The sequence below is a fragment of the Sphingobium sp. B10D7B genome, assembly GCF_025961955.1.
Taxonomy (GTDB): Bacteria; Pseudomonadota; Alphaproteobacteria; order Sphingomonadales; family Sphingomonadaceae; genus Sphingobium.
The window spans coordinates 1,213,241-1,236,677 of the sequence record NZ_JAOQOQ010000001.1; the positions used below are offsets into that span (position 1 = coordinate 1,213,241).

Here is a 23,437-nt window from a genome sequence, read left to right on the forward strand (position 1 = left end):
GCTGCCCGCAGGAAGGTGAATGAAATGACCCACAGCTTCGACAAATCCAAACTCCCCAGCCGCTACGTCTCCGTTGGCGTCGAGAGCGCCCCCCACCGCAGCTATTATTATGCGATGGGCTGGAAGGAAGAGGATATTGCCAAGCCGTTCGTAGGTCTCGCCTCCGCTGGCAATGACAGCGCGCCGTGCAACACTACGCTCGATACGCAGGCCAATTGGGCGCGCGAGGGCGTAATGGCGGCAGGCGGCACGCCGTTCCGCTTCAACACCATCACGGTGACCGATGGCATCGCCATGGGCCATCAGGGCATGAAGAGCAGCCTCGTCAGCCGCGAGGTCATCGCGGACTCCGTCGAGCTGTCCGTGCGCGGCCACTGCTATGACGCGCTAGTCACCTTCGCCGGTTGCGACAAGTCGCTCCCCGGCATGATGATGGCGATGCTGCGCCTCAATGTGCCCAGCATCTTCGTCTATGGCGGCTCCATCCTCCCCGGCCAGTATAAGGATCGCGAGGACCTGACCGTCATCGACGTGTTCGAGGCTGTTGGGCGGTTCGCTGCCGGCAATTGCCCGCTCTCGGAAGTGACGGCCATCGAGAAGGCGGCCTGCCCGGGTCACGGCGCATGCGGCGGCCAATATACCGCCAACACCATGGCCTGCGTCGGCGAGGCCATCGGCCTGTCGCTGCCGAACAGCAACATGGTGCCGGCGCCCTATAAGAGCCGTCAGGAAATCGCTGTCGCGGCGGGCAAGCAGATCATGGAGCTGCTCAAGATCAACCTGCGCCCGCGGGACATCTGCACGCGCGAAGCCTTTGAGAATGCCGCCCGCATCGTCGCGGCGACCGGCGGTTCCACCAACGGCGCGCTGCACCTTCCGGCCATGGCCAATGAATGCGGCATCGACTTCTCGCTGTTTGACGTGGCCGAAATCTTCAAGACCACGCCGTACATGGCCGACCTCAAGCCCGGCGGCAAATATGTCGCCAAGGACATGCATGCCGCCGGCGGCATCTACATGCTCATGAAGTCGCTGGCCCAGACCGGCCTGCTGCACCTCGATTGCATGACGGTGACCGGCAAGACGCTGGGCGAGAATATCGACGAAGTGACGTGGAACCCCGACCAGAAGGTCATCTACGACGCCAAGACGCCGATCACGCCGACCGGCGGTGTCGTCGGCCTCAAGGGCAGCCTTGCGCCGGATGGGGCGATCGTGAAGGTCGCGGGCATGAAGCGCCTGCAGTTCACCGGCATCGCCAAGGTGTTCGAGCGCGAGGAAGAGGCCTTCGCCGCCGTGGAGGCGCAGCAGATCGTGGACGGCGATGTCGTCGTGATCCGCTACGAAGGCCCCAAGGGCGGCCCCGGCATGCGCGAGATGCTCTCGACCACCGCTGCGCTTTATGGGCAGGGTCTGGGCGAGAAGGTCGCGCTCATCACGGACGGGCGCTTCTCGGGCGGCACGCGCGGCTTCTGCATCGGCCATGTCGGCCCGGAAGCAGCGGACGGCGGCCCCATCGCGCTGGTCGAGAATGGCGATACCATCAGCATCGATGCCGAGGCCGGCACGATTGATCTGGTGGTCGACGAAGCCGTGCTGGCCGAGCGCCGGGCGAAGTGGCAACCGCGCCAGAATAATTATCAGGCGGGTGCCCTGTGGCGCTATGCGCAGAATGTCGGGCCGGCCTGGCAGGGCGCGGTGACGCATCCCGGCGCCAAAGCGGAGAAGCATGTCTTCGCTGATATCTGATCCCATGGCCCTTCTCCTCGGGAGAGGGGCCTGGGCTGATGCATCCCCGCGTCAGCTGCGGCGCCACCGGCGCTTATTTGCTCAACGCCGTGCTCCTGCGAAGGCAGGAGCCCAGGGCGCATGCAACTGTCCTGACCGTCCTAGGCTCCTGCCTTCGCAGGAGCACAGAGGGGGTGTTGAAGGGGGCGTGCTCGCCCCAACGGTCCGCCAATGACCGCCATGCCCATCCTTACCGTCGCCCAGATGCGCGACGCCGAGCAGGCGCTGTTCGATGCCGGCACCGATCCCTACGCCCTGATGTGCACGGCCGGCGAGGGCGTCGCAGAGGCGATCTTCCGCGCTGGCGCGATGCGCGATGTGCTGGTGCTCTGCGGCCCCGGCAACAATGGCGGGGACGGCTTCGTCATCGCCCGTGCCCTGCGCGATCTGGGCGTGCCCGTCCGCGTGGCGGCGTTGGGCGAGAGCGGAACGGACAGCAGCCGCAAGGCGCGCGCCGACTGGGGCGGCCCGGTCGAGGATATCATGCTTGCCGAACCGGCGACGCAGTTGGTGGATGCGCTGTTCGGCATCGGCCTCACGCGCGGCCTGTCGCCGGAGCTGGCGGCGCGGCTCGGCGCCTTGGTGGAGGCCGCGCAACTGAGCTACGCCATCGACGTCCCGAGCGGCGTGGAGAGCGATGCCGCGCTCGCGCTCTCCCCAGTGCCGGTCTTCACCCATTGCCTCTCGCTGGGCGCCTGGAAGCCCGCCCAGGTGCTGATGCCGGCGCTCGGCTTCGCGCAGCAGCACTGGCTGGTCGATATCGGCATCGACGTGCCGGCGGATGCTGCGTGGGTTCTTCAACCGCCATCGATCCGTCCCCCGGGCCGCGATGCCCACAAATATCTGCGCGGTCTGGTCTGCGTCGTGGCCGGCGAGATGCCGGGCGCGGCCGCGCTGGCGGCGGAGGCGGCGGCGCACAGCGGGGCCGGCTATGTGCGGCTGATTGCGCAGGCCGCGCCGGCCAGCTCTCACAGTCACGCCATTGTGTGCAGCGAGCATTTCGAGGTGGATCGGGCCAAGGCGCTGCTCGTCGGGCCCGGCCTTGGGCGCGATGATGCCGCATGGCGCACGCTCCTCACGGCCTTGAGGGCAGGGGTGCCCACCGTCGCCGATGCGGATGCTTTATGGCTCATGGGCACGCGCGGTCCCGCGGAAGGGCCACCGCCTGCCATCGTCACCCCGCATGAAGGCGAGTTCCGCCAGCTTTTCGGCGAACGATCGGGCAACAAGATCGATCGCACTCGCGCGGCGGCGGCCGATATCGGTGCCGTCGTGGTCCACAAGGGGGCTGACAGCGTGATCGCCGCGCCCGATGGCCGCTGCGTTGTCGCGCCTCCCGCCTCGTCATGGCTCTCCACCGCTGGCACGGGCGATGTGCTCGCCGGCTTGTGCGCGGGCCGTCTGGCGGTTACGGGCGATGCCTTCACCGCTGCCTGTGAGGCCGTCTGGCTGCATGGCGAGGCTGGCCGCCGTGCCGGCGCGGCCTTCATTGCCGACGATCTTGTCGGTTGCCTTCCTGCTGCCCTTGCGAGTGCCTCATGACCAGCCCCGATCCCGATCTTATCGTCCGCATTGCCGCGCGAGGCGATGGCGTGACGGCGGATGGCCGCCATGTCGCGCTCAGCGCGCCGGGCGACCGTCTGCGCACCGATGGCAGCATCGAGGCCGGACCGCATCACGTCACGCCGCCATGCCGCCATTTCCCGCAATGCGGGGGCTGCCAGCTCCAGCACCTGTCGGATGAGGCCTTCACCGACTATGTGCGCGATCGTGTCGCCGGAGCGCTGGCCGGGCAGGGGCTGAGCGCGCAGGAGGTCGCCGCGCCTTATGTCTCGCCGCCGCACAGCCGTCGTCGGGCCAGCCTGCGGGCGCTGCGGCTCGGCAAGCGCATCCAGTTCGGCTTCTCGGAGCAGGGCAGTCACAAGCTCATCGATCTGCGCGAATGCCCGGTGTTGGACCCGCGCCTTTTCGCGCTGGTCGCCCCGCTGCGTGCGCTCTTTGCGACGATGCTGCCGGATCGGCAGCCCGGCGAGGCGGATTTGACGCTGGTCGATCAGGGCGTGGATGTCGTCCTTTCAGGCCTGCGGGCCGATGGCCTCGCGCATACCGAGGCGCTGCTTGAGTTCGCCCGGGAGAACCAGCTCGCCCGGCTCATCCTGATCGATGACGATGCCCCGATGACCATCTGGGAGCCGGAGCCGGCGACGGTGCGCTTCGGCAAGGTCCTCACGGGCTACCCGCCACGCGCTTTCCTGCAGGCGACGCAGGACGGGGAGGCGGCTCTGGTCGCCGAGGTGCGTCAGGCATTGGGCGGCGCGGCGATGGTGGCCGATCTGTTCGCGGGGCTCGGCACCTTCGCCCTGTCCGTTGCCAATGATGTGCCGGGGCGCAAGGTCTATGCGGCGGAGGCCGCCCGCGATCTGGTGATGGCCCTGCGCGCCGGTGGCAATCGCCTGCCCGGCCGCATCTTCCCGGAGCATCGCGACCTGTTCCGCCGTCCGCTTACGCCAGCGGAACTCAACCGCTTCGAAGCCGTCGTGCTCGATCCGCCCCGCGCCGGCGCGCGCGAGCAGGTGGCGCAGATCGCGGCCTCACAGGTGCCGCTGATCGTCTATGTCTCCTGCAATCCGGCCAGCTTCGCGCGGGATGCGGTGATGTTGGCCGAGGCAGGCTACCGCATCGAGCGGGTGAAACCCGTCGGCCAGTTCCGCTGGTCCACCCATGTCGAGCTGGTCGCCACCTTCAGGCGCTGAGCCGTAGCGCGGCGAGCAGGCCGTTGACGGCCAGAACCGCCAGCAGGATCGACGAGAGGAAGAACAGGCTGGCACGCACCGGAATGGTGTTCACCTTCGCTTGCCATACGCTGTGGACGATGCGGATGCCCACATAGGCCCAGGCGAGGACGATGTTGGCCGTCGTGCCCTGGCCGAGTAGCGCCAGGCCGATCGCCGTCGCGTAAAAGATCGTCGGCTGTTCCATCAGATGCGCATAATTGTGCGCCGGCCAGTTGATCTCGCGCGGCAGCATCCGGTCGAGATCCTGCCCGCGTCCGCCTCGTGCCTGCTCCGGCGAGATTTTGAGCTTGCTCAGCGCCGGTAGCCGCAGCGCGACCGTCCAGATGAGCATCACGATAGACCAGAGCACCAGCGCAAACACCGGCACCAGCAGATTGACGGACATGAAAAAGCCTCCCCGAAGCGTATCCGGGGAGGCTGTCTCATTCTTTTATACTTGGCAATCCGCTTTAGCGGCGCAGTTGCACCACGTTGGACTGCTGCGGGGCCGGCTCTTCCTCGCGGTAGAGGCTGGCCATCGGCTCGTCGGCGACCTGTGCGACGCTCTCCGCGCCGAAGCCGTTGAAGTCGGTGCGCATGGCATTGCCATAAGCGCCGAGCATCCCGATCTCGATATAGTCGCCCGCCCGCACGTCCGCAGGGAGCATGAACGGGCCGGCCATATGGTCCATGTCGTCGCAGGTCGGGCCATAGAAGCTGAAAGCTTCCTGATCCGCCTCATTGGCCTCCGCGCGCAGCAACTGCACGGGAAAGCGCCAGCCGAGATGTGCTGCATCGAACAGTGCGCCATAGGCGCCGTCGTTGATGAACAGCTCATTACCGCGGCGCTTTTCCACGCGCACGAGCAGCGAGCTATATTCCGCGCACAGCGCCCGGCCCGGCTCGCACCACAGTTCGGCCGAATAGGAAATCGGCAGGCTCTCGAAGGCGCGGTGAATGGCCGAGAAATAATGGCCGAGCGGCGGCGGCTCCATGCCGGGATAGGTGGAGGGGAAACCGCCACCCACATCCACAATGTCCACCGTCACCGATGCATCGACAATCGCGGCGCGCACGCGCTCGATCGCCTGCACATAAGCGTGGGGCGACATCGCCTGGCTGCCGACGTGGAAGCAGATGCCGAGGGCATCGGCCGCCTGACGGGTGGCCTGCAGCAGCTCGCGCGCATCGGCGAGATCGCAGCCGAATTTGGAGGCGAGGCTCAGCTTGCTGTGCTCGGAGGAGACGCGCAGGCGCACGCACAGCTCCAGGTCCGGCGCGCCACGGGTGGCCCGCACGATCTTCTCCAGCTCCTCGAGCGAATCCAGCGAGAAGGTCCGCACGCCATGCTTGAAATAGGCCTCGCGAATGGCTTCCTCGGCTTTCACCGGATGCATGAAGCAGAGCTTGGCCTGCGGCAGCGTCCGCGCGACCAGCCGAACCTCGGCAATGGACGCGACATCGAAATGCGTGATTCCAGCTGCCCACAGCGTTTCCAGCAACGCGGGCGAGGGATTGGCCTTGACGGCATAGAGCGAGCGCCCCGGGAACTTCGTCGAGAAGTATCGAGCGGCGCGGGCAGCTGCCTGCGGGCGAATAAGCGTTACCGGTGCTGCCGGTTTGAGGGAAAGTGCTACCCCCAGCGCGCTATGATGCTTGTACAACTCAAGGGACCTCCATGGATTACAGGCACTAAAGAGCTGCCTTGCGGTGGAAGTCCCATGGGGCAGCAGGGGTGCGCATATATGACCTGCGGCCCCCCCTGTAAAGATCGGGGGTCAAAATTGAGTCACGCGCTGCGGCGCTGGAAAGTGCCAGAAAGTCTGGCTTTTTCGTAATGGCGCCGGTGCGATGGCGCAATTTCGGTGCAGGATCGGACGTGTCGCAAACCCGCCGGATCGGGTGGCGCGGTTGCGGCGAGTCGAATCCGCGCGTGAATGCGCTTCAATCAGCGGCGCCGTCGCGCATCGCGATGTCGCTCAGGAACCGGTCCACGCGCCGCGAGAGGATGCTCGATGAGTCGCTCAGATCATAAGCGGTCCGCGCCAGATCCTGCGCGCCCTCGGCGGCGGATCGCGCATTGCCGGAGATGCGCACGATATGCGCCTCGATGTCCTTGCTGGCAGAGGCCGCCTGTTCGGTGCCGGCGGCAAGGTGGAGGGAGAGGGCGCGCTGGGCGCTCACCGTCGCGGTCACGCTGTCGGCGATCTGCTTGACGCTGGCGATCACGCGCTCAAGCCCCGCCTGCGCGCCGGTGACGGCCTCAACGGTGCCGCGGACGGTCAGGGCGTGGGTGTGTATGTTCTGTGCAGCCGCACCGGTCTGCTGGGCGAGGGCGCGCACTTCGTTGGCGACGACGGCAAAGCCGCGCCCGGCTTCTCCGGCCCGCGCCGCTTCGATCGAGGCGTTGAGCGAGAGGAGCTTGACCGACCGGGCCAGCGTTTCGATCGTGGCGGTGATCGTTTCGATGGATTGCGTGGCCTGATCGAGCGCCTGCGCTTGCGCCGCGCTGGCATCGACGCGGGAAACAGCTTCGACGGCGACAGCACGCGCCTGCTCCGTTTCCTCGTCGAGCCGCCCGAGCGATTGCACCAATGCGGCGCTGGAGCGCGCCACCTCGTCCATCATCGCGCCGGTCTGGCCGGCGGCGGTGAGCACGTGCAAGGCGTGGTCGGTATTGTCCTGGCTGCGGGTGGCGGTGCCGGTGGCCGTATCCTGCAGCAGCGAAGCCATATCGCCAAGCGCCGTAGAGAGGCTCTGGATGTCCTGCTCGAAGGCCGTACTCACCGCGCGCAGTCGTGCCAGTTCGGCGTCGCGGGCGCGGCGCTGCCGCACCTCCTGGGCGTTGATCGCCCCGAGAATGGCGGCATTGGGGACGAAGCCGGCATAGCGGCCCCCGCGCGTCACGATGATCGCTTCCTTGCCGCCATCGCGGGGGTGGACAGCAAGCAGGCCGGCGAGGCCTCGATCCATCTCGATCACCGGGCAGCGCTGCATCCGCTCGCCAAAGGCGATGGTCACGCCGGCGTTGCTCAGCAAGGCATAGCCATAGGGGTTGAAGAGGATATTGCGAACATCCTCCTCATAGATGGCGCCAATGGGGCGATCTGCCTCATCGACCAGCGGGAGAAGCCGCAAGCCCATGTGCTGGCGAAACAGCGCGACAATCTCCATGGGCGAGGCGCCCTGCCGCGCCTTGATCTGCTCGCTGCCCGGCATCCGCAGCCGGGCGACAGCGTCCTCGTCATCCTGTCCGTCGATCTGGAAAGAGGCGGCATGCATCATGCCACGCCTCTAGAGGTCGGACGGTAAAGTTTTGGTTATCCAGCTCAGACGAGGCGAGGAAATTCAAGGGCTTATTGTGACAGTTTTATGTCGTTTCCATGTCAGCTCAGCCGGCCTTTGAAGTCCTCATAGCCGAACTGGCGGATTTCCTGCAGTTCGTCCGTCTCGCTGTCCCACAGCCAGATGGAGGGCAGCGGCACGCCGTTGAAGGTGTTGGTCTTCACCATCGAATAATGCGCCTGGTCGAGGAAGGCGATGCGACGGCCCGGCTCGGCGGGGACGGGCAGGGCATAGTCGCCGATGATATCGCCTGCGAGGCAGGAGGGACCGCCGAGCCGCACCAGATCGCCGCCGGGTTGCTCGCCGAGCATTGCCGGGCGATAGGGCGCCTCGATCACGTCCGGCATGTGGCAGGTCGCGGAAATATCCACGATGGCAACAGGCATGCCATTGTCGATCACATCGAGAATTTCGCCCACGAGGATGCCCGCATCCAGCGCCACGGCCTCGCCGGGCTCCAGATACACGTCGAGCCCGGTCTCACGGCGGACCTGCTGGAGGAAGGCGACCAGCTCATCGCGCTGATAGTCGGCGCGGGTGATATGATGGCCGCCGCCGAAGTTCAGCCATTTGAGCTGAGGAAAGAAGCGCTTGAGGCTCGGCTCCACCGAGGCCCATGTCCGGCCCAACGGCACGAAATCCTGCTCGCACAGCGTATGGAAATGAATGCCGTCCACGCCCTCAAGATGCTCAGGGAGTAGCTGGTCGATGGGGAAGCCGAGCCGGCTGTTGGGCTGGCAGGGATCATATTTCGCCACCTCGCCCTCGGCATGGAGCGGATTGATCCGCAAGCCCACGTCGAAGCTCATCCCCTGTGCGCGCTGCGCATCGAGAATGGGCCGGAAGCGCGCGTGCTGGCCGGGCGAGTTGAAGATGATATGGTCGGAAAGCACACAGATCTCGGGCAGGTCTGCTGCCTTGTACCCGGCGCAATAGGTCGCGACTTCGCCCTTCTCATCCAGCCCGGTATATTCTTCGCGGCCCAGTCGGGCCTCGTAGAGTCCGGAGGCGCAGACCCCGTCTAGATAGGCCGAGACAGTCGGCCCGAGCGACCACATCGAGAAGGCTTTGAGCGCGGCGAGCATCTTGATGCCGCCCCGGTCCCGTACGTCCTTGAGGATCGTCAGGTTGCGTCGGATGGCGGCCGCATCGACCACGAAAGCAGGCGAGGGCACGCGATTGAGATCGAAGCGCGCAAAGGCGCCGGGGTCGCCGGCTCGGGTTTCCATGGGGTCTGCTCCGCTCAAATCATGTCACGGCGCGGCTGCGAGCGCCGCGCCTTCATCGATGCACCGATCAGTCGATGCACATAGACCGAACGACCTTGCCGCCGTCGAGTTCGGCAAAGCATCCGAATAATTTGTTGTCGGCCTGGCAGCGCCCGGGCGCCTTCTGCTCGTCGAGCGGCAGGGCGCCGTTCTTGCCCGGCTGGGCCAGACAGCGGCCCTGACAGTCCTTTTTCGAAGCGCAGCTCTTGCCCGCATCCGCATAGGGCACCACGCACATGACTGTCTGCGCACGCCCCCGTGCCTGCAGCGAGCCGCCCTGGCGGGCGCAACTGTTCAGCTCGGAGGAGGGCACGCCATCGACCAGGCCGATCCGCGGCGCGCAGCCGCCCAGAGCGAGCGCCAGGGCGGCGCTCGCCAGCCCGATGCGGATGCGCAGGGCGCCCATCAGAAGGGCAGCGGTCCGTCGAGTTCCTTCACCTGCCACGGCAGGCCATGCTTGTTCAGCATGTCCATGAACGGATCGGGATCGAGTTGCTCGATGTTGAACACGCCCGCGCCGGACCAGTTGCCGCGCAGCATCAGCGCCGCGCCGATCATCGCCGGCACGCCGGTGGTGTAGCTCACCGCCTGATTGCCGGTCTCGGCATAAGCGTCCTCATGGTCGCAGATATTGTAGACGTAGAGCGTCTTGTCCTTGCCATCCTTGCCAAGGCCGGTGGCAATATCGCCGATGTTGGTCTTGCCCTTGGTCGTCGGGCCAAGGCTGGCTGGCTCGGGCAGCACGGCCTTGAGGAACTGCAGCGGGATGATCTCAACGCCATTGTAGATCACCGGGTCAATCCGCGTCATGCCGACATTCTGCAGCACTTCGAGATGCTTGAGATAGGCATCGCCAAAGGTCATCCAGAAGCGGATGCGCTTGATCTCGGGCAGGTGCTTGGCGAGGCTCTCCAGCTCCTCATGGTACATGAGGTACATGTTCTTGGGGCCGACCTGCTCGAAGTCGAAGCTCTGCTTGTAGGAGAGGGCAGGCGTGGTCACCCACGCACCATTCTCCCAGTGCCGCGCGGGCGCAGTTACTTCGCGGATGTTGATCTCCGGATTGAAGTTGGTGGCGAAGTGCTGGCCATGGTCGCCGCCATTGCAGTCCAGAATGTCGAGCGTGTCGATCCGCTCGAAATGATGCTTCTTGAGCCAGCTCGCGAAGACGCTGGTGACGCCCGGGTCGAAGCCGGAGCCGAGCAGCGCCATGAGGCCGGCATCCTTGAACCGGTCCTGATAGGCCCACTGCCAGCTATATTCGAAATGCGCCTCGTCGCGCGGCTCGTAGTTCGCCGTGTCCATATAATTCACGCCGGCCGCGAGGCAGGCATCCATGATCGCGAGGTCCTGATAAGGCAGGGCAAGGTTCACGACCAGCTTGGGGCCGATCTGCTTGATGAGCGCGGTCGTTGCGGCCACGTCGTCGGCGTCCAGCGCATAGGTGCTGATGGCAACGCCCGTGCGCTCTTTCACGGAGGCGGCAATGGCATCGCATTTGGAGACCGTGCGGCTCGCGAGGTGAATGTCGCTGAAGATGTCCACATTCATCGCCATCTTGTGGACCGCGACCGATCCGACGCCACCTGCGCCGATGACCAGCACCTTGCTCATCTGTTAGTCTCCATGAAGTCGAATCGACAAGCGCCTGCATATAGGGGGGCTCTGTGACAGAACAAGAATTGCTCGATCCGCTTCGTGCGCCGAGCCGCGAGGGCGTGTTGCGCGCGGCGGACAAGATTGCGGCGCTGCTGCCGCCCACGCCGCTTTTGCCTCTGGAGGTCCAGGGGCGGACGATCTGGTGCAAGGCGGACATGCTCCAGCCCATCGGCGCCTTCAAGATCCGGGGTGCATGGCATCGGCTGAGCGATCTGACGGCGGAGCAGCGTGCGCGCGGGGTGGTCGGCGTTTCCAGCGGCAATCACGCGCAGGGCGTGGCTTGGGCCGCCCGGCGGCTCGGCATCGCCGCGACCATCGTGATGCCGAGCAATGCGCCCCGCGCCAAGCTGGCGGCGACCCGGGCGCTGGGCGCCAAGGTCCATCTCTATGATCGCGCGAGCGAGGATCGCGACAGCATCGCCGCCGATCTGGTCGCGAAGACCGGCGCGACCCTCGTTCATGCCTATGGCGATCCGTGGATCATCGAGGGGCAGGGCACGCTCGGGATTGAGGGGGCAGCGCAAATGCAGGCGCAGCTTGGGCGCGGACCGGATCGCATCGTTGCCTGTTGCGGGGGCGGGGGTCTCTCTGCCGGTCTCGCGCTGGCCTGTCCGGATGCGCAGCTCTATCTGGCCGAGCCGGAAGGCTATGACGATCTGCTTCGCTCGCTCGCCGCCGGCAGCATCCAGTCGGTGGACGATCTTTCCTTCCCCACCGATTGCGACGCGCTCCAGACGCCACGCACCTTCCCGATCAATTTCGCGGTATTGCAGGGCCGGGCCAGCGGTGGCGCCGCCGTGACGCCGATGGAGGTCGCGCGGGCCATGCGGCTGGTTTTCGAGAAGCTCCATCTGGTGGTCGAGCCCGGCGGGGCTGCGGCGCTGGCTGCCGTGCTGGCGGGCAAGGTGCCGGTGACCGATGCGACGCTCGTTACCCTCTCGGGCGGCAATGTCGACCGGGAGACGTTCACCCGCCTGCTGGAACTCGCCGACCGGGCGGGCTGAGGCTCACAGCAGCGAATCCACCAGCCGGGCGATGTTCTCGGCGAGCCGCCGGGTGCGCGAGCGGGTGCGCCATGCTGCCGGCGTCAGCGTCGTGGAGGCAGCCAGATAGCCGTCATGAATGGCCAGCACCTGCGCAATCGAGGTGGCGTCATAGATCAGCAGGCTCGCCTCCTGATTGAGCTGGAACGAGCGCAGGTCGACATTGCTCGATCCCACCACGGCTAGCCGGTCATCGATGCTGAGCGTCTTGGCGTGGAGCAGTTCGTTGGGGAACAGGTGGATCGAGACGCCGGCGTCCAGCAGCTCCTGATAGAAGGAGCTTTGCGACAGGCGGACGAGCGGCTGATCCGCCACGCGCGAGAGAATGAGGTCGACCTTGACTCCGCGCGCCACCGCAGCGCCCATGGCCCCGAGCACGTCCTCGCCCGGCACGAAATAAGGGCTGACCATGACGACGTGCTGGCGCGCCTGATGCAATTGCCAGACCAACAGCGTCTCGAACCCGGCCAGCGGATAATCCGCCCCGCTCGGAAGCAATTGCAGGCAGGCGGTCCCGGCAGTGTCCTTCGGGGCAGGGGAGGCGCCGGGCGGATCGCCGGACTCCAGCGACCAGTCGGCACGCACCAGAGCCGCCATGCTGGCGACCACCGGCCCCGTCACCCGCGCGACCAGTTCGCGATTGACCACGCCGGGCCGGAAATCGCGCGCGACGATGTTCTGGGAGCCGGCATAGCCGATCCTGTCGTCGATCACGAAGAGCTTGCGATGATTGCGCATGTCGCGCCGGGTTCGCGCCCGGATCAGGCGCAACGGCAGCGTTTCGCAGACGCGCACCCCCTTGGCGCGCAACAGCGCCTGCGTCCCGCGCCGCCATGGGCGCGAACCCACCGGATCGAACAGCACCCGCACGTCCAGGCCACGCTGCACGGCCCGGCCAAGCGCAGCGGCCACGCGCTGGCCCACGGCATCGTCGGCGAAGATGTAGACGAGCAGGTGGACGGACTGCTCGGCGGCATCGATATCCGCGACGAGCCGGTCCACCACTGCGTCATAGGCATCGATCAGCGTGATGGCATTGCCGTCGGTGGCGGGCATATGCCCCAAAGTGCGCGCGAGCGCCGCGATGGGCTCCACATCGCCAAGCGCGGGACGATGCCGCTGCTGCGCCTGCGCGGTCGCAGCAAAGAAGGGCTGCAAGGCGTCGAACCGCTCGCGCCGCCACGCCGGGAAGCGCGGACTGCCGATGGCGAGAAACAAGAGCAGGCCGGGGACCGGCAGGAAGAAGATCAGCAGCAACCATGCTCGGGCCGCCGCAGGTGTCCGCCGCAAGGGCACGACCGCGAGCGCGCCGAGGCGGATGAGCCATTCCAGCGCGTACCAGATCTGATCGAGATGGGGTGATGACCCTGCCATGCCCGATCCTAGCGTGACCGCTCCGCCAGAGCCAAGACCATTGCACGCAGCCTCGTCACCAATCTGCCATCGCGCGGTCACGGGCCTGACATGCATGGCGCCTAGCGGGGCGTCAGGTGGACCAACAGGGGAGCCGTTCATGCCGCATGTCATCGATCGCGCCGTCATCAACCATGAGGCGACCACGCGCGAGGGCCTTCTCGAACGCGCCTTCGCCTTCGCATTCCGCGGCCTGGTCTATGCCCAGATCTGGGAAGACCCGGTGGTGGACATGGCGGCGCTGGCGATCACGCCGGAGAGCCATGTCGTGACCATCGCCAGCGGCGGCTGCAATGTGCTCTCCTACCTGACCGCCGAACCTGCGCGCATCACGGCGGTTGATCTCAACACGGCGCACATCGCGCTCAATCGGCTGAAGCAGGTCGCGGCGCTGCACCTGCCGGACTACGCCGCCTTCCGCCGCTTCTTTGCCGAGGCCGACAGCGCGGAGAATCTCCGGGCCTATAAGGCCCATATCCGCCCGCATCTGGACGAGACCGCGCGCCGCTATTGGGAAGGGCGCGATCTGGTGGGGCGCCGCCGCATCGGCATGTTCCGCTCCGGCGCATACAAGCGCGGGCTGCTCGGCGGCTTCATCGGCGCGGCGCATCTGGTGGCGCGGCTGTACCGGATCGATCCGCGCGAACTGCTGGCGGCGCGTGACATGGACGAGCAGCGCCGCATCTTCGAGGCGCGGCTGGCGCCGATCTTCGAGCGCAAATTCATCCGCTGGCTGACCGATCAGCCCGCCTCGCTCTTCGGCCTCGGCATTCCTCCGGCGCAATATGATGCGCTTGCCGGCGATGAGAAAATGGCCGCCGTGCTGCGCAAGCGGCTTGAGCGGCTCGCCTGCGACTATGATCTCAAGGCCAACTATTTCGCCTGGCAGGCCTTCGGGCGCGGCTATGGCCGCCATGCGGATGCGCCGCTGCCGCCCTATCTCCAGCAGAATCATTATGAGGCGGTGAGGGCGCGCGCGGACCGGGTCGATGTCCGCCATGCCAATATGACCGACTGGCTCTCGCAGCAGCCGGATGCCAGCGTGGATCGCTATGTCCTGCTGGATGCGCAGGACTGGATGAGCGACGCGCAACTGATGGCGCTCTGGTACGAGATCACCCGCACGGCCCGCCCCGGCGCTCGCGTGCTCTTCCGCACGGCGGCCGAGCCGAGCCTGCTGCCGGGGCGCGTGCCCTATCCCCTTCTGGAGCGCTGGCATTATCATGGCGAGGACTCGCTCCACTTCACCCGCGCCGACCGCTCGTCCATTTATGGCGGCGTGCATCTCTACAGTTTGAAGGGTTAAGCAGTGTCGCACATGGACCGCATCGGCGCGGCGAGCGACCGCCATGCGCGCGCGATGGACGCGCAATATGCGCTGCAGCGGCATGTCTACGACATCACCCGCAAATATTATCTGCTGGGGCGGGATCGGCTGATCCGCAATCTGACTGTGCCGGCTGGCGGATCGGTGCTGGAGATCGGCGTCGGCACCGGGCGCAATCTCGCGCTGGTCGCTCGGCATTATCCGCAGGCGCGGCTCTTCGGGCTCGATATCTCGGCAGAGATGCTCAAATCGGCGCAGCGCAATATTGCGCATGCGGGGGCGCACTCGCGCACGCTGCTGGAGCGCGCCGATGCCGCCCGGTTCGACCCGCAGGCCTTGTTCGGCGAGCCGGGTTTTGACCGGGTCTATATCAGCTACAGCCTCTCGATGATCCCGCAATGGGAAGCCGCGCTGGCGCAGGCGCTCTCGGTCGTCGAACCGGGCGGGTCGCTCCATATCGTCGACTTCGGCCAGCAGGAGCGCTTGCCCGGCTGGTTCCGCGCGGCCTTGCAGGGCTGGCTCGGGCGCTTTCACGTCACGCCGCGCGAGCCGCTCTTTGCCGTGGCCCACGGTCTTACCGCGACCTATGGCGCGGACCTGTCCTGCCGTGCCCTGTATCGCGGCTACGCCTGGAGCGTGACGATCCGGCGGTAAGCGCCGTCGATTTCGGCTGCGTCCGGGCCGTGCCTGCCTTATGCTGGCGGCCATGGATTTTCATGACCTGATGCTGCGCTATTTCGGCAAGACCGAACTGGAAGAGTTGCCTCCCGAGGCGATGGGCGCCGGAATCGAGCGGATGCGCGTCGATTTCGGGCTGGAGAAGGATCCGGGCCGGCGCTTCGGCCTGTGGGCGCTGATGCACATGCTCGGTGGCGCGCCGGACCTGGACGTCGCGTTCAAGGACCCCGCCGAGCGCGAAGCCGCCCGTAATTTCATGGATATGGCCGCACGGCTTACCGACGCCGACGAAACGGGCTGATGAATTAGCCGAAGCAGCGGAGGGCGGTCAGAAACGCATCCCCATAAGCCTCCAGCTTGCGCTCGCCGACACCGCTGACCAGCGCCATGTCCCGCAGCGACTTCGGGCGGATCGCGGCCATGTCGCGCAAGGTGCTGTCATGGAAGATGACATAAGGCGGCACCCCGGCCTCCTGCGCCAGCGTGCGGCGGCACTCGCGTAGCGCATCGAAAACCGGGTCGTTGACGGGGTTCTGCCCCTTGTCGCGGCCACGGCGCCGCTCTTTCTTCGGCTGAATGACTAGCTCCACGCGCTCCTCGCCCTTGAGATAACCGCGCGCCGCCGGACCGAGCGCAAGCCCGCCATGGTCGGTGGTGGTCAGCGCATCATGCACCTGCAGGGCGCGGGCGACCGGCTTGATGAGCCCGGCCTCCTCGCCCTCGATAATGCCGAAGACCGACAGGCGATCATGCCCGCGCTGGGAAATCCGGTCATTACCCCGCCCGGTCAGCACGGCTTCGAGGTGACCGAGGCCAAAGCTCTGGCCGGTGCGGTGGACGGCCGAGAGCAGCTTCTGCGCCGTCAGCGTCGCATCGATGCTGGCGGGGGGCGAGAGGCAATTGTCGCAATTGCCGCAGGTGGGTGGCGGGCTCTCGCCGAAATGGCGCAGCAGCACCGCACGGCGGCACCGCGCGGTCTCCACCAGCGCGCCTAGGGCGGCAATGCGCGCGCGCTCGCCGGCCTGACGCTCTGGCTCCACCTCGCTAATCCGCTGGCGCGCCCGCATGAAATCCTCCGCGCCCCACAGCAGCGTCGCCGTCGCGGGATCGCCATCGCGGCCGGCACGTCCGCTCTCCTGATAGTAACTCTCGATGGACTTGGGCAGGCCGGCATGGACGACGAAGCGCACATCCGGTTTGTCGATGCCCATGCCGAAGGCGACGGTGGCGACCATCACCATCTCCTCGCTGGCGAGGAACGCGGCCTGATTGGCGGCGCGCAGCTCAGCAGGCAGCCCCGCATGATAGGCCAGCACCGGCCGCCCCTTGGCACCGAGCGCCTCGGCAAGCTGCTCGGTCGCGGCGCGGGTTGGTGCATAGATGATGCCGGGGCCGGGATTGGCCGCCAGAATATCGGTGAGCTGACGACGCAGGCCATCGCGCGGCTGCACGAGGTAACGGATATTGGGCCGGTCGAAGCCGGAGATGATTAGCCCGTCGGCCGGAATGCCGAGCTGGGTGAGAATATCCGCGCGGGTATGGGCGTCGGCGGTTGCGGTAAGCGCCAGACGGGGGACATCGGGAAAGGCGTCGAGCAGCGGACGCAGCAGGCGGTAATCGGGACGAAAATCATGGCCCCATTCCGAGACGCAATGCGCCTCATCGATCGCGAAGAGGCTGAGGCGAGACCGCTCCAGCAGCGCGCGGAAACCGTCTCCCGAGGCGCGCTCTGGCGCTACGTAGAGCAGGTCCAGCTCGCCGGCGACCAGCCTGTCCTGCGTCTCGCGCCAGTCAGCGTCCACCGACGTCAGACTCGCCGCGCGGATGCCGAGCGCTCGCGCCGCGCGCAACTGGTCGTGCATCAGCGCGATCAGCGGCGAGACCACGACGCAACAGCCCGGCAGGGCAAGCGCGGGCAATTGATAGCAGAGCGATTTTCCGGCGCCGGTCGGCATGATCGCCAGCGTCGGGCGGCCAGCCAGTACCCGGTCCACCACCTGCGCCTGCACGCCGCGAAAGGCCTCGAAGCCAAAGACGCTTCGGAGCAGGGCGGCGGGATCGGCAAGCATCGGGCGGCTATAGGGTGGGGAGGGGTGAGGGGGAAGGGCAGAATGGCCCTGCCGACCGTTCATCATCTGTCAGTGCGGCAGAACAGGGGGTTCCTGCCAACGAAAAGCCACAAAACGGCCGCATCTCATTCGCTTATGTTTCCTCTGCGCCCTCGCGGCTCAGCGCATATTCCATATGGCTCTCGGACTCGTGAACGCCAATCGCCCAGCCATTGGATTGCGCCAAGGCGGGCACATCGATTTTCGCCACCGGATCGTCGGCCAGCAGCAATACGGAATCATGGTCGCGCATCGCGCGCGCGGCGCGCAGGACGGGCCACGGGCATTTCAGCCCGCGGGCGTCGATGCGCGCCGGATCACTTCTTTTTGTCAAATGGGTTCCGTGCGCTACGCAGGTTTAGCCGGATTGGCACGCCCGAAAAGTCGAGCGCCTTGCGGATACCATTCACGAGATAGCGGCTGTAACTCTCCGGCACCTCATCAAGACGCGACCCGAACACCACGAACGTCGGCGGCCGGCTGCGCGCCTGGGTGATGTAGCGCATCTTGATCCGCTTGCCGCCCGGTGCCGGCGGCGGATTGGCTTCCAGCGCCTCATCGAACCAGCGGTTGAGCAGGCTCGTTGGCACGCGCTGCGACCAGCGGCGGCGGGTATCGAATGCCGCTTGCAGCAGATCGTCAATGCCCTTGCCGGTGGCGCCGGATACAGTGAGCAGCGGCACGCCGCGCACCTGCGCAAGCCCGTCTTCCAGCGCCTTGCGGACGCCCTGATACAGCGACGAGCCATTCTCGGCCACGTCCCACTTGTTGAGCGCGATCACGAGCGCACGACCCTCGCTCAGCACCTTGTCGGCAATGCGCAGATCCTGCGCCTCAAGCCCAAGGGTTGCATCGAGCATCAGCACCACGACTTCCGCAAAATCCACGGCATGAAGCGCATCCGCAACGGAGAGCTTCTCCAGCTTCTCCTGCACCTTGGCGCGCTTGCGCATGCCGGCGGTGTCGATCAGCCGCACGGCGCGCGCCACACCGTCGGGGGCGTGCCACGTCCAGTCGACGGCAATGCTGTCGCGCGTGATGCCGGCTTCCGGCCCGGTAATCAGCCGCTCTTCGCCCAATATGCGGTTGATGAGCGTGGACTTGCCTGCATTGGGCCGCCCCACGATGGCGAGCTTGAGCGGCGCGCTGTCGTCCAGCTCGTCCTCGTCTCCCACATCATCCTCGTCGCCCTTGACGGGTAGGTCTGGCTCGTCCGCCTCGACATGCGGGCGGATCGCCTGGAACAGGTCGGCAAGACCTTGCCCATGCTCCGCGGAGAAAGCCACAGGCTCATCAAAGCCGAGCGAAAAGGCTTCCATGATGCCGGGGTCGGCAGCGCGGCCTTCGGCCTTGTTGGCGAGCAGCACCACCGGCGTATTCCCGGCGCGCAGCCAGCGGGCGATATGCTCGTCGAGCGGCGTGATGCCCGCGCGCGCATCGATCATGAACAAGGCGACCGAGGCACCCTGAACCGCCATTTCGGTCTGCGCGCGCATCCGGCCCGGCAGGGTCTGCGCGTCGTCTTCCTCGAAACCGGCGGTATCCACGATGCGGAACTTGAGGCCGAGCAGTTCGGCATCGCCCTCGCGCCGGTCGCGCGTGACGCCGGGCTGGTCATCGACAAGCGCAAGCTTCTTGCCCACCAGCCGGTTGAACAACGTGGACTTGCCCACATTTGGGCGGCCGACGATGGCGACGACCGGAAGGCTTCCGGGCGGCGTGTCGCGGTCTGGGCGTTGTCTTTTTGCCATCAGCGGAACGCGAGGATGCGTCCCTCGTCCGTCAGCACGTAAAGCATGTTGTCCGCGACGATGGGCGGCAGGGTGAGACCCTGCTTGAGGTCGCGCTCCTGCAGCACCTTGCCGCTCGTCGGATCGACGAACGCCATCGCGCCTTCGGTGGAGACGAGGATGAGCTTGCCGCCCGCGAGGATCGGGCCGCGCCAACGGATCGGGCCGGTCTTCTTCTTCGGCTTGCGCCAAGCCGGCAAATCGCTGATCCACCGGATCTTGCCGGTGGCGCGGGTGATGGCGAGCAGCTGGGACTTGTCGGTCACCACGAACACCCAGTCGCTCACCACCAGCGGGGTGGCGATGCCGCCGATGTTCAGCTCCCACAGGCGTTGCCCGCTCACCAGTTCATAGGCGGCCATGCGGCCGCCTTCGCCGATGGCGAACACCTGGCCCCGGTCGACCACTGGATCGGCGTCGATGTCCGTCAGCATGGCGACTGAGGTGGAGATGCTGGTGCGGCTGAGTGCATCGCCCCACAAGGCGCGGCCATTCTCGTAGCGATAGGCCGTCAGTTCGCCCGAGCTATAGCCGGCGATGACCGAACCCTGCGCCGCCGCCGGAGCGCCGACGCCGAACACGCCCGTGGCTTCCAGCGTGCCGCTGTCCGTCCACACGACCGCGCCGTCTGCTTGCGAGAGCGCGAAGAGCTGGTTGTCCTGGCTCATCACATAGGCATTGCCGTTGGAGAGCGTGGGCGCACCGCGGAGCGGGCCGCCTGGCTGCACTTTCCAGATCTCGGCGCCGTCTGCAACATTCAGCGCCGCAACGGACCCGGCGCCGGACGTGGCGAACAAACGGTCGCCCTCGACACTGACGCCGCCACCGAACTGCACCTGCGAAGGCTGGTTGGGCGAGCGAATGCTCTTCGACCAGAGCCGCGCGCCGGTCTTGGCGTCGAAGGCGGAGACGGTCGCATCGGTGTCGATCACGAACAGCTTGCCGCCTGCGACGACCGGCGCTGCGGCCAGCCGGCTGCGCGAGCCGCCGCCGGTCACCGACGCCGACCAAACCTGCTGGATATTGTCGCCGAGCGCGACATGGCCGATGGCCTTGGCGGCATTGCCACCGGATTGCGCCCAAGCCGGGTTCACGACCGGCGGCGGCAGCGTCACCACCTGCGATGCCACGGCGTCGTCCACGGCCAGCACATTGTTGCTGCCCAGAATGGAGGTGCGGTCGCCATGCACGGGGGTCTTGGGGCCGCTCTTCCCGCCGCATCCGGTCAGGAGCAGAAGGGCCGCAGGAATGCCGATCCAGGCGGCGCGATATGATGTGGGATTACGCATCCTCGTGGGTTTCTCTTTCAATGGAATCAGGAGGCAGGCGTGTCAGCGGTCGGCCCGGCTTGCTTGGGCGTCGTCGCCGATCCAAGCATGCTGGCCATTTGTCCGGCGCGCAGCTTGATGGATTCAGGCACCAGCGGATCGTTAGCCATCTCGTTGAAGATCTTGCCGGCCTGATCGCGCTGGCCAGCTTTGAGGTGAGCGATGGCAGTGAGTTCGCCGGCGCTGCCGAACCAGCTATTGCCCGGCATCGCCAGGGGCTTGAGCGCGGCGATCACGTCCTGCGGCTTCATGCTGTCGAAGGCGAGGGCGGTGCGGCGCATCAGCGCGGCGTCCTTGGTCGCGGCGGGCGCCTGCGCGTCGGCCAGAATGGCGTCATAGGCGGCAAGCGCGGTCTTGGCGTCATTGCGTCCGCCTGCCAGTGCGGCCCTGAGCATTTCCGCCTGCGCCCGATAGCCCGGGCCACCTTCGGCCATGATCTGCTTGTACACCCCATCGTCCAGCGTGGCCCGCTGGGCTGCGCTCATCAGCCGGGCGAACTGCTCGCCATTGGCCTCGGCCTTCTGGGTCTGGTGGTGCTGCCAGTAGAGCCAGCCGCCAAAAGCAGCGAGGCCGAGCACGACGACAGCGATGACCAGACGGCCGTAATTCTTCCAGAAGGACAGCAAATCGTCCTGCCGCACGGCATCGTCGATCTCGCGGAGCAGGGCCTCGTTCTGATGTGGCGTCAGGGCCAAGTCTCTATCTCCAGTCGGCTGAAAAAGCGCAGGGGCGCATGAAGGGATTTTGTGGCCGCGGACCTTAGCGGCGGATGAACTCCGCGCAAATCACTTTTTGGCGCCATAAAGCTGGGCCTCGCCGGGGAAGCTGCGCGCGCGCACCTCCTGCGCATATTGGGCCGCCGCATCGCTGATCGTCCCGGCAAGATCGGCATAGCGCTTCACGAAGCGCGGCGTGCGCTCGAACATGCCGAGGAGGTCTTCGGTCACCAGCACCTGCCCGTCGCAGGCTGCCGAGGCGCCGATGCCGATGGTGGGGCAGGGCACGTCTCCCGTGATCTCGATGGCGAGGTCTTCGATGACGCCCTCGATCACCATCGCAAAGCAGCCGGCAGCGCCGACGGCGCGGGCATCGTTGCGGATTTTGGCGGCTTCGGCAGCATCGCGGCCGCGCGGTCCATAGCCGCCGAGCGCGTTCACCGCCTGCGGCGTGAGCCCGACATGGGCGCAGACCGGGATGCCGCGCTCGGAAAGGAAGGCGATGGTCGGCGCCATGGCCTCGCCGCCTTCCAGCTTCACGCCGGCAGCGCCGGTTTCCTTCATCAGCCGCGCGGCACTTGCGAAGGCCTGCTCAGGGGAGGCCTCATAGCTCCCGAACGGCATGTCGATGATGACGGCGCTGTGATAGCTGCCGCGCACGACCGCAGCGCCATGGGCGGCCATCATCTCGAGCGTGACGGGCACGGAGGACGGCAGGCCGTAGATCACTTGACCCAGCGAGTCGCCCACCAGCAGCAGATCGCAATGGGGGTCGAGCAATTGCGCCTGCCGCGCCGTGTAGGCGGTCAGCATCACGATTGGCGAGTCGGTCACCCCATCGACTTTGCGCGCGCGGATGGCGGGAATGGTCAGCCGACGCATCGGCGCCGGCGTGGGGTTCGCCCGGCTGGTCGCTGTATCGAGGGTGTAAGTGGCGGACATGGGCGAGCTTTAGCGCAACCGCGGGGGTTCGCCTAGGCTGCGCGGGCGCGTGGGATAAATATGCTCCCCTCCTCTTCAGAGGAGGGGCCGGGGGTGGTGGCGATGCGCAGCATCGCAACCTTATTGATTGGCCGCGAGGTTGTCGCACCACCCCAACCCCTCCTCTGAAGAGGAGGGGCTTAGGTTATATGATTGCCACCCACGGCGACGGTCGAACCTCTACTCCTTGTCCACAGCACCTTGGGCCGCATCGCCCACATCCTGCGCTGCATCGCCGACTTGCTGCGCCGCCGTGGACACGGCGTCGTTCTTGTTATCCTGGCTCTGCAGCAGGAAGTAACCGCCCACCGCGAGGATCAGCAGTGCCACGATCGCAATGATCGCGGTTGCGCTGCCGCCGCTCGAGCGCTCGACGATTACCGTTTTCGGTTCTTCGGCCATGTCATCCTCCACCTGATTGATGGCGGAGAAACGATCATCGCGCGGCGCGGTTCCGGTCAAATGAAGGCGCTGAGGCGTCCCCGCAGCTTGTCAAGCGCAGATTTCTTGATTTGGCACACCCGGGCCGCACCGATGTCGAGCGTCAGTCCGATTTCCTCAAGGTTCATTTCCTCGACGAAGTAGAGCTGCAGAACCATCGCCTCGCGCTCGGGCAGTTCCTTGATACAGGCGGAAACCGCGCGCTTGAGGGATTCCCGCTCCAGCACTTCCTCGGCGCCCTCGGTTGCATCGGCGAACCACATCGACTGGTCCGAATAGACCTCGTCCATGCTCTGGTGTTGGGCCATGTCCGTCCCATCGGCAAGCTCACGCCAGCCGGCAGCATCAAGACCGAGATGCGCGGCGACTTCGCTATCCGCGGGCGGCCGCCCGAAGCGTTGCTCCAGCGCGCGACGGGCATCCTGAATGGTCTTGCGGCGTGCCATCGCCGAGCGACATAGGGTCGCATGGCGGCGCAGATGGTCGATCATCGCGCCGCGCACGCGCATCTGCGCATAGGTCGCAAAGCCGAAGCCGCGATCCTCGAAGCTGTTGGCCGCCTCGACCAGCGCGACCATGCCGATCTGCAGCAGATCCTCGATCTCGATGGCGCTGGAGACGCGGCCATGGACATGCCAGGCGATCTTGCGCACCAGCGGCATATATTGCTGCGCCAGCTGATCCGGTGAGACACCGGGCCGGCGACCATAAGTCAGGGCTGCAACCTCAAGCTGTGCGCTGTGCATGGGTCTCATCTACGCTGAAAGGTTTAACCGGG

General features: G+C 66.3%; 22 protein-coding genes. 7 read left to right on the plus strand and 15 right to left on the minus strand.

What is annotated here, in order from left to right:
- Positions 1 to 24: 24 nt before the first annotated feature.
- The 3 genes from ilvD (at position 25) to M2331_RS05720 (ending at position 4,541) form a co-directional block, all read left to right on the plus strand.
- On the plus strand, positions 25 to 1,749 hold the full coding sequence (gene ilvD / locus M2331_RS05710) for a dihydroxy-acid dehydratase (protein ID WP_181559372.1): 1,725 nt from the start codon (positions 25 to 27) through the stop codon (positions 1,747 to 1,749).
- Between the two features lie 210 nt (positions 1,750 to 1,959).
- Positions 1,960 to 3,330, plus strand: coding sequence for an NAD(P)H-hydrate dehydratase (locus tag M2331_RS05715; protein WP_181559373.1), 1,371 nt, complete (start codon positions 1,960 to 1,962; stop codon positions 3,328 to 3,330).
- Complete coding sequence (locus tag M2331_RS05720; RefSeq protein WP_181559374.1) at positions 3,327 to 4,541, plus strand: class I SAM-dependent RNA methyltransferase; 1,215 nt, start codon at positions 3,327 to 3,329, stop codon at positions 4,539 to 4,541. Before M2331_RS05715 ends, M2331_RS05720 begins: the two co-directional genes overlap by 4 nt.
- Here the strand turns inward: M2331_RS05720 and M2331_RS05725 are convergent.
- The 6 genes from M2331_RS05725 to M2331_RS05750 all read right to left on the minus strand — a co-directional run bounded on the left by M2331_RS05725 (position 4,531) and on the right by M2331_RS05750 (position 10,789).
- On the minus strand, positions 4,531 to 4,968 hold the full coding sequence (locus M2331_RS05725; protein ID WP_181559375.1) for an MAPEG family protein: 438 nt from the start codon (positions 4,966 to 4,968) through the stop codon (positions 4,531 to 4,533). The two genes, M2331_RS05720 and M2331_RS05725, sit on opposite strands and share 11 nt — an antisense overlap.
- Positions 4,969 to 5,032: 64 nt before the next feature.
- The gene (locus M2331_RS05730) at positions 5,033 to 6,226 is read right to left on the minus strand and encodes a type III PLP-dependent enzyme (protein WP_181559376.1); all 1,194 of its coding nucleotides are present in this window, start codon (positions 6,224 to 6,226) and stop codon (positions 5,033 to 5,035) included.
- A gap of 280 nt (positions 6,227 to 6,506) precedes the next feature.
- The gene (locus M2331_RS05735; protein WP_181559377.1) at positions 6,507 to 7,847 is read right to left on the minus strand and encodes a methyl-accepting chemotaxis protein; all 1,341 of its coding nucleotides are present in this window, start codon (positions 7,845 to 7,847) and stop codon (positions 6,507 to 6,509) included.
- A gap of 101 nt (positions 7,848 to 7,948) precedes the next feature.
- Positions 7,949 to 9,136: a carboxynorspermidine decarboxylase gene (locus M2331_RS05740; RefSeq protein ID WP_181559378.1), complete on the minus strand. Its 1,188-nt coding sequence runs from the start codon at positions 9,134 to 9,136 to the stop codon at positions 7,949 to 7,951.
- 67 nt (positions 9,137 to 9,203) lie between these two features.
- The gene (locus M2331_RS05745) at positions 9,204 to 9,581 is read right to left on the minus strand and encodes a hypothetical protein (RefSeq protein ID WP_220128523.1); all 378 of its coding nucleotides are present in this window, start codon (positions 9,579 to 9,581) and stop codon (positions 9,204 to 9,206) included.
- Positions 9,581 to 10,789, minus strand: a complete 1,209-nt coding sequence (locus M2331_RS05750) for a saccharopine dehydrogenase family protein (protein ID WP_181559379.1) — start codon at positions 10,787 to 10,789, stop codon at positions 9,581 to 9,583. Before M2331_RS05750 ends, M2331_RS05745 begins: the two co-directional genes overlap by 1 nt.
- 53 nt (positions 10,790 to 10,842) lie before the next feature.
- On the opposite strand from M2331_RS05750, the gene M2331_RS05755 reads away from it, so the two are divergent.
- Positions 10,843 to 11,838 carry a threonine/serine dehydratase gene (locus M2331_RS05755; RefSeq protein WP_264592306.1) on the plus strand — a complete coding sequence of 332 codons (996 nt, stop codon included), beginning with the start codon at positions 10,843 to 10,845 and terminating at the stop codon, positions 11,836 to 11,838.
- A gap of 3 nt (positions 11,839 to 11,841) precedes the next feature.
- Here M2331_RS05755 and cls read toward each other — a convergent pair whose 3' ends face one another.
- Entirely contained in the window at positions 11,842 to 13,251 is a 1,410-nt protein-coding gene (gene cls, locus M2331_RS05760; protein WP_181559380.1) for a cardiolipin synthase, read from the minus strand.
- Between the two features lie 139 nt (positions 13,252 to 13,390).
- On the opposite strand from cls, the gene M2331_RS05765 reads away from it, so the two are divergent.
- The 3 genes from M2331_RS05765 to M2331_RS05775 are packed head-to-tail and all read left to right on the plus strand — an operon-like array spanning position 13,391 to position 15,596.
- Positions 13,391 to 14,596 carry a DUF3419 family protein gene (locus M2331_RS05765; protein ID WP_181559381.1) on the plus strand — a complete coding sequence of 402 codons (1,206 nt, stop codon included), beginning with the start codon at positions 13,391 to 13,393 and terminating at the stop codon, positions 14,594 to 14,596.
- Positions 14,597 to 14,608: 12 nt separating this feature from the next.
- Positions 14,609 to 15,271, plus strand: a complete 663-nt coding sequence (locus tag M2331_RS05770) for a class I SAM-dependent methyltransferase (protein ID WP_181559382.1) — start codon at positions 14,609 to 14,611, stop codon at positions 15,269 to 15,271.
- A 52-nt stretch (positions 15,272 to 15,323) separates the two neighbouring features.
- Entirely contained in the window at positions 15,324 to 15,596 is a 273-nt protein-coding gene (locus M2331_RS05775) for a hypothetical protein (protein ID WP_181561391.1), read from the plus strand.
- Between the two features lie 4 nt (positions 15,597 to 15,600).
- On the opposite strand, the gene recQ is transcribed toward M2331_RS05775, so the two are convergent.
- The 8 genes from recQ to M2331_RS05815 form a co-directional block, all read right to left on the minus strand.
- Positions 15,601 to 17,364, minus strand: a complete 1,764-nt coding sequence (recQ, locus tag M2331_RS05780; protein WP_181559383.1) for a DNA helicase RecQ — start codon at positions 17,362 to 17,364, stop codon at positions 15,601 to 15,603.
- A 133-nt stretch (positions 17,365 to 17,497) separates the two neighbouring features.
- Positions 17,498 to 17,737: a sulfurtransferase TusA family protein gene (locus M2331_RS05785; protein WP_181559384.1), complete on the minus strand. Its 240-nt coding sequence runs from the start codon at positions 17,735 to 17,737 to the stop codon at positions 17,498 to 17,500.
- Positions 17,721 to 19,154 (minus strand): ribosome biogenesis GTPase Der, encoded by a 1,434-nt coding sequence (gene der / locus M2331_RS05790; RefSeq protein WP_181559385.1) that lies wholly within the window; start codon positions 19,152 to 19,154, stop codon positions 17,721 to 17,723. Before der ends, M2331_RS05785 begins: the two co-directional genes overlap by 17 nt.
- The gene (locus tag M2331_RS05795; protein ID WP_181559386.1) at positions 19,154 to 20,482 is read right to left on the minus strand and encodes a PQQ-binding-like beta-propeller repeat protein; all 1,329 of its coding nucleotides are present in this window, start codon (positions 20,480 to 20,482) and stop codon (positions 19,154 to 19,156) included. The genes der and M2331_RS05795 overlap by 1 nt, the downstream gene beginning before the upstream one ends.
- 26 nt (positions 20,483 to 20,508) lie before the next feature.
- The gene (locus M2331_RS05800) at positions 20,509 to 21,216 is read right to left on the minus strand and encodes a tetratricopeptide repeat protein (protein WP_181559387.1); all 708 of its coding nucleotides are present in this window, start codon (positions 21,214 to 21,216) and stop codon (positions 20,509 to 20,511) included.
- Between the two features lie 90 nt (positions 21,217 to 21,306).
- Entirely contained in the window at positions 21,307 to 22,179 is an 873-nt protein-coding gene (panB, locus tag M2331_RS05805; protein WP_181559388.1) for a 3-methyl-2-oxobutanoate hydroxymethyltransferase, read from the minus strand.
- A 219-nt stretch (positions 22,180 to 22,398) separates the two neighbouring features.
- Positions 22,399 to 22,620: a hypothetical protein gene (locus tag M2331_RS05810; RefSeq protein ID WP_181559389.1), complete on the minus strand. Its 222-nt coding sequence runs from the start codon at positions 22,618 to 22,620 to the stop codon at positions 22,399 to 22,401.
- A gap of 56 nt (positions 22,621 to 22,676) precedes the next feature.
- Positions 22,677 to 23,405, minus strand: coding sequence for a FliA/WhiG family RNA polymerase sigma factor (locus M2331_RS05815; RefSeq protein WP_181559390.1), 729 nt, complete (start codon positions 23,403 to 23,405; stop codon positions 22,677 to 22,679).
- Positions 23,406 to 23,437: the final 32 nt, after the last annotated feature.

What these genes read in the sequence shown, in the direction of transcription:
- panB (WP_181559388.1), bottom strand. Translation starts at nt 22,179, where the DNA reads ATGTCCGCCACTTACACCCTCGATACAGCGACCAGCCGGGCGAACCCC.
- M2331_RS05815 (WP_181559390.1), bottom strand. Translation starts at nt 23,405, where the DNA reads ATGCACAGCGCACAGCTTGAGGTTGCAGCCCTGACTTATGGTCGCCGG.
- M2331_RS05735 (WP_181559377.1), bottom strand. Translation starts at nt 7,847, where the DNA reads ATGATGCATGCCGCCTCTTTCCAGATCGACGGACAGGATGACGAGGAC.
- M2331_RS05765 (WP_181559381.1), top strand. Translation starts at nt 13,391, where the DNA reads ATGCCGCATGTCATCGATCGCGCCGTCATCAACCATGAGGCGACCACG.
- M2331_RS05745 (WP_220128523.1), bottom strand. Translation starts at nt 9,581, where the DNA reads ATGGGCGCCCTGCGCATCCGCATCGGGCTGGCGAGCGCCGCCCTGGCG.
- cls (WP_181559380.1), bottom strand. Translation starts at nt 13,251, where the DNA reads ATGGCAGGGTCATCACCCCATCTCGATCAGATCTGGTACGCGCTGGAA.
- M2331_RS05720 (WP_181559374.1), top strand. Translation starts at nt 3,327, where the DNA reads ATGACCAGCCCCGATCCCGATCTTATCGTCCGCATTGCCGCGCGAGGC.
- der (WP_181559385.1), bottom strand. Translation starts at nt 19,154, where the DNA reads ATGGCAAAAAGACAACGCCCAGACCGCGACACGCCGCCCGGAAGCCTT.
- M2331_RS05810 (WP_181559389.1), bottom strand. Translation starts at nt 22,620, where the DNA reads ATGGCCGAAGAACCGAAAACGGTAATCGTCGAGCGCTCGAGCGGCGGC.
- M2331_RS05725 (WP_181559375.1), bottom strand. Translation starts at nt 4,968, where the DNA reads ATGTCCGTCAATCTGCTGGTGCCGGTGTTTGCGCTGGTGCTCTGGTCT.
- M2331_RS05750 (WP_181559379.1), bottom strand. Translation starts at nt 10,789, where the DNA reads ATGAGCAAGGTGCTGGTCATCGGCGCAGGTGGCGTCGGATCGGTCGCG.
- M2331_RS05770 (WP_181559382.1), top strand. Translation starts at nt 14,609, where the DNA reads ATGGACCGCATCGGCGCGGCGAGCGACCGCCATGCGCGCGCGATGGAC.
- recQ (WP_181559383.1), bottom strand. Translation starts at nt 17,364, where the DNA reads ATGCTTGCCGATCCCGCCGCCCTGCTCCGAAGCGTCTTTGGCTTCGAG.
- M2331_RS05740 (WP_181559378.1), bottom strand. Translation starts at nt 9,136, where the DNA reads ATGGAAACCCGAGCCGGCGACCCCGGCGCCTTTGCGCGCTTCGATCTC.
- M2331_RS05795 (WP_181559386.1), bottom strand. Translation starts at nt 20,482, where the DNA reads ATGCGTAATCCCACATCATATCGCGCCGCCTGGATCGGCATTCCTGCG.
- ilvD (WP_181559372.1), top strand. Translation starts at nt 25, where the DNA reads ATGACCCACAGCTTCGACAAATCCAAACTCCCCAGCCGCTACGTCTCC.
- M2331_RS05775 (WP_181561391.1), top strand. Translation starts at nt 15,324, where the DNA reads ATGGATTTTCATGACCTGATGCTGCGCTATTTCGGCAAGACCGAACTG.
- M2331_RS05715 (WP_181559373.1), top strand. Translation starts at nt 1,960, where the DNA reads ATGACCGCCATGCCCATCCTTACCGTCGCCCAGATGCGCGACGCCGAG.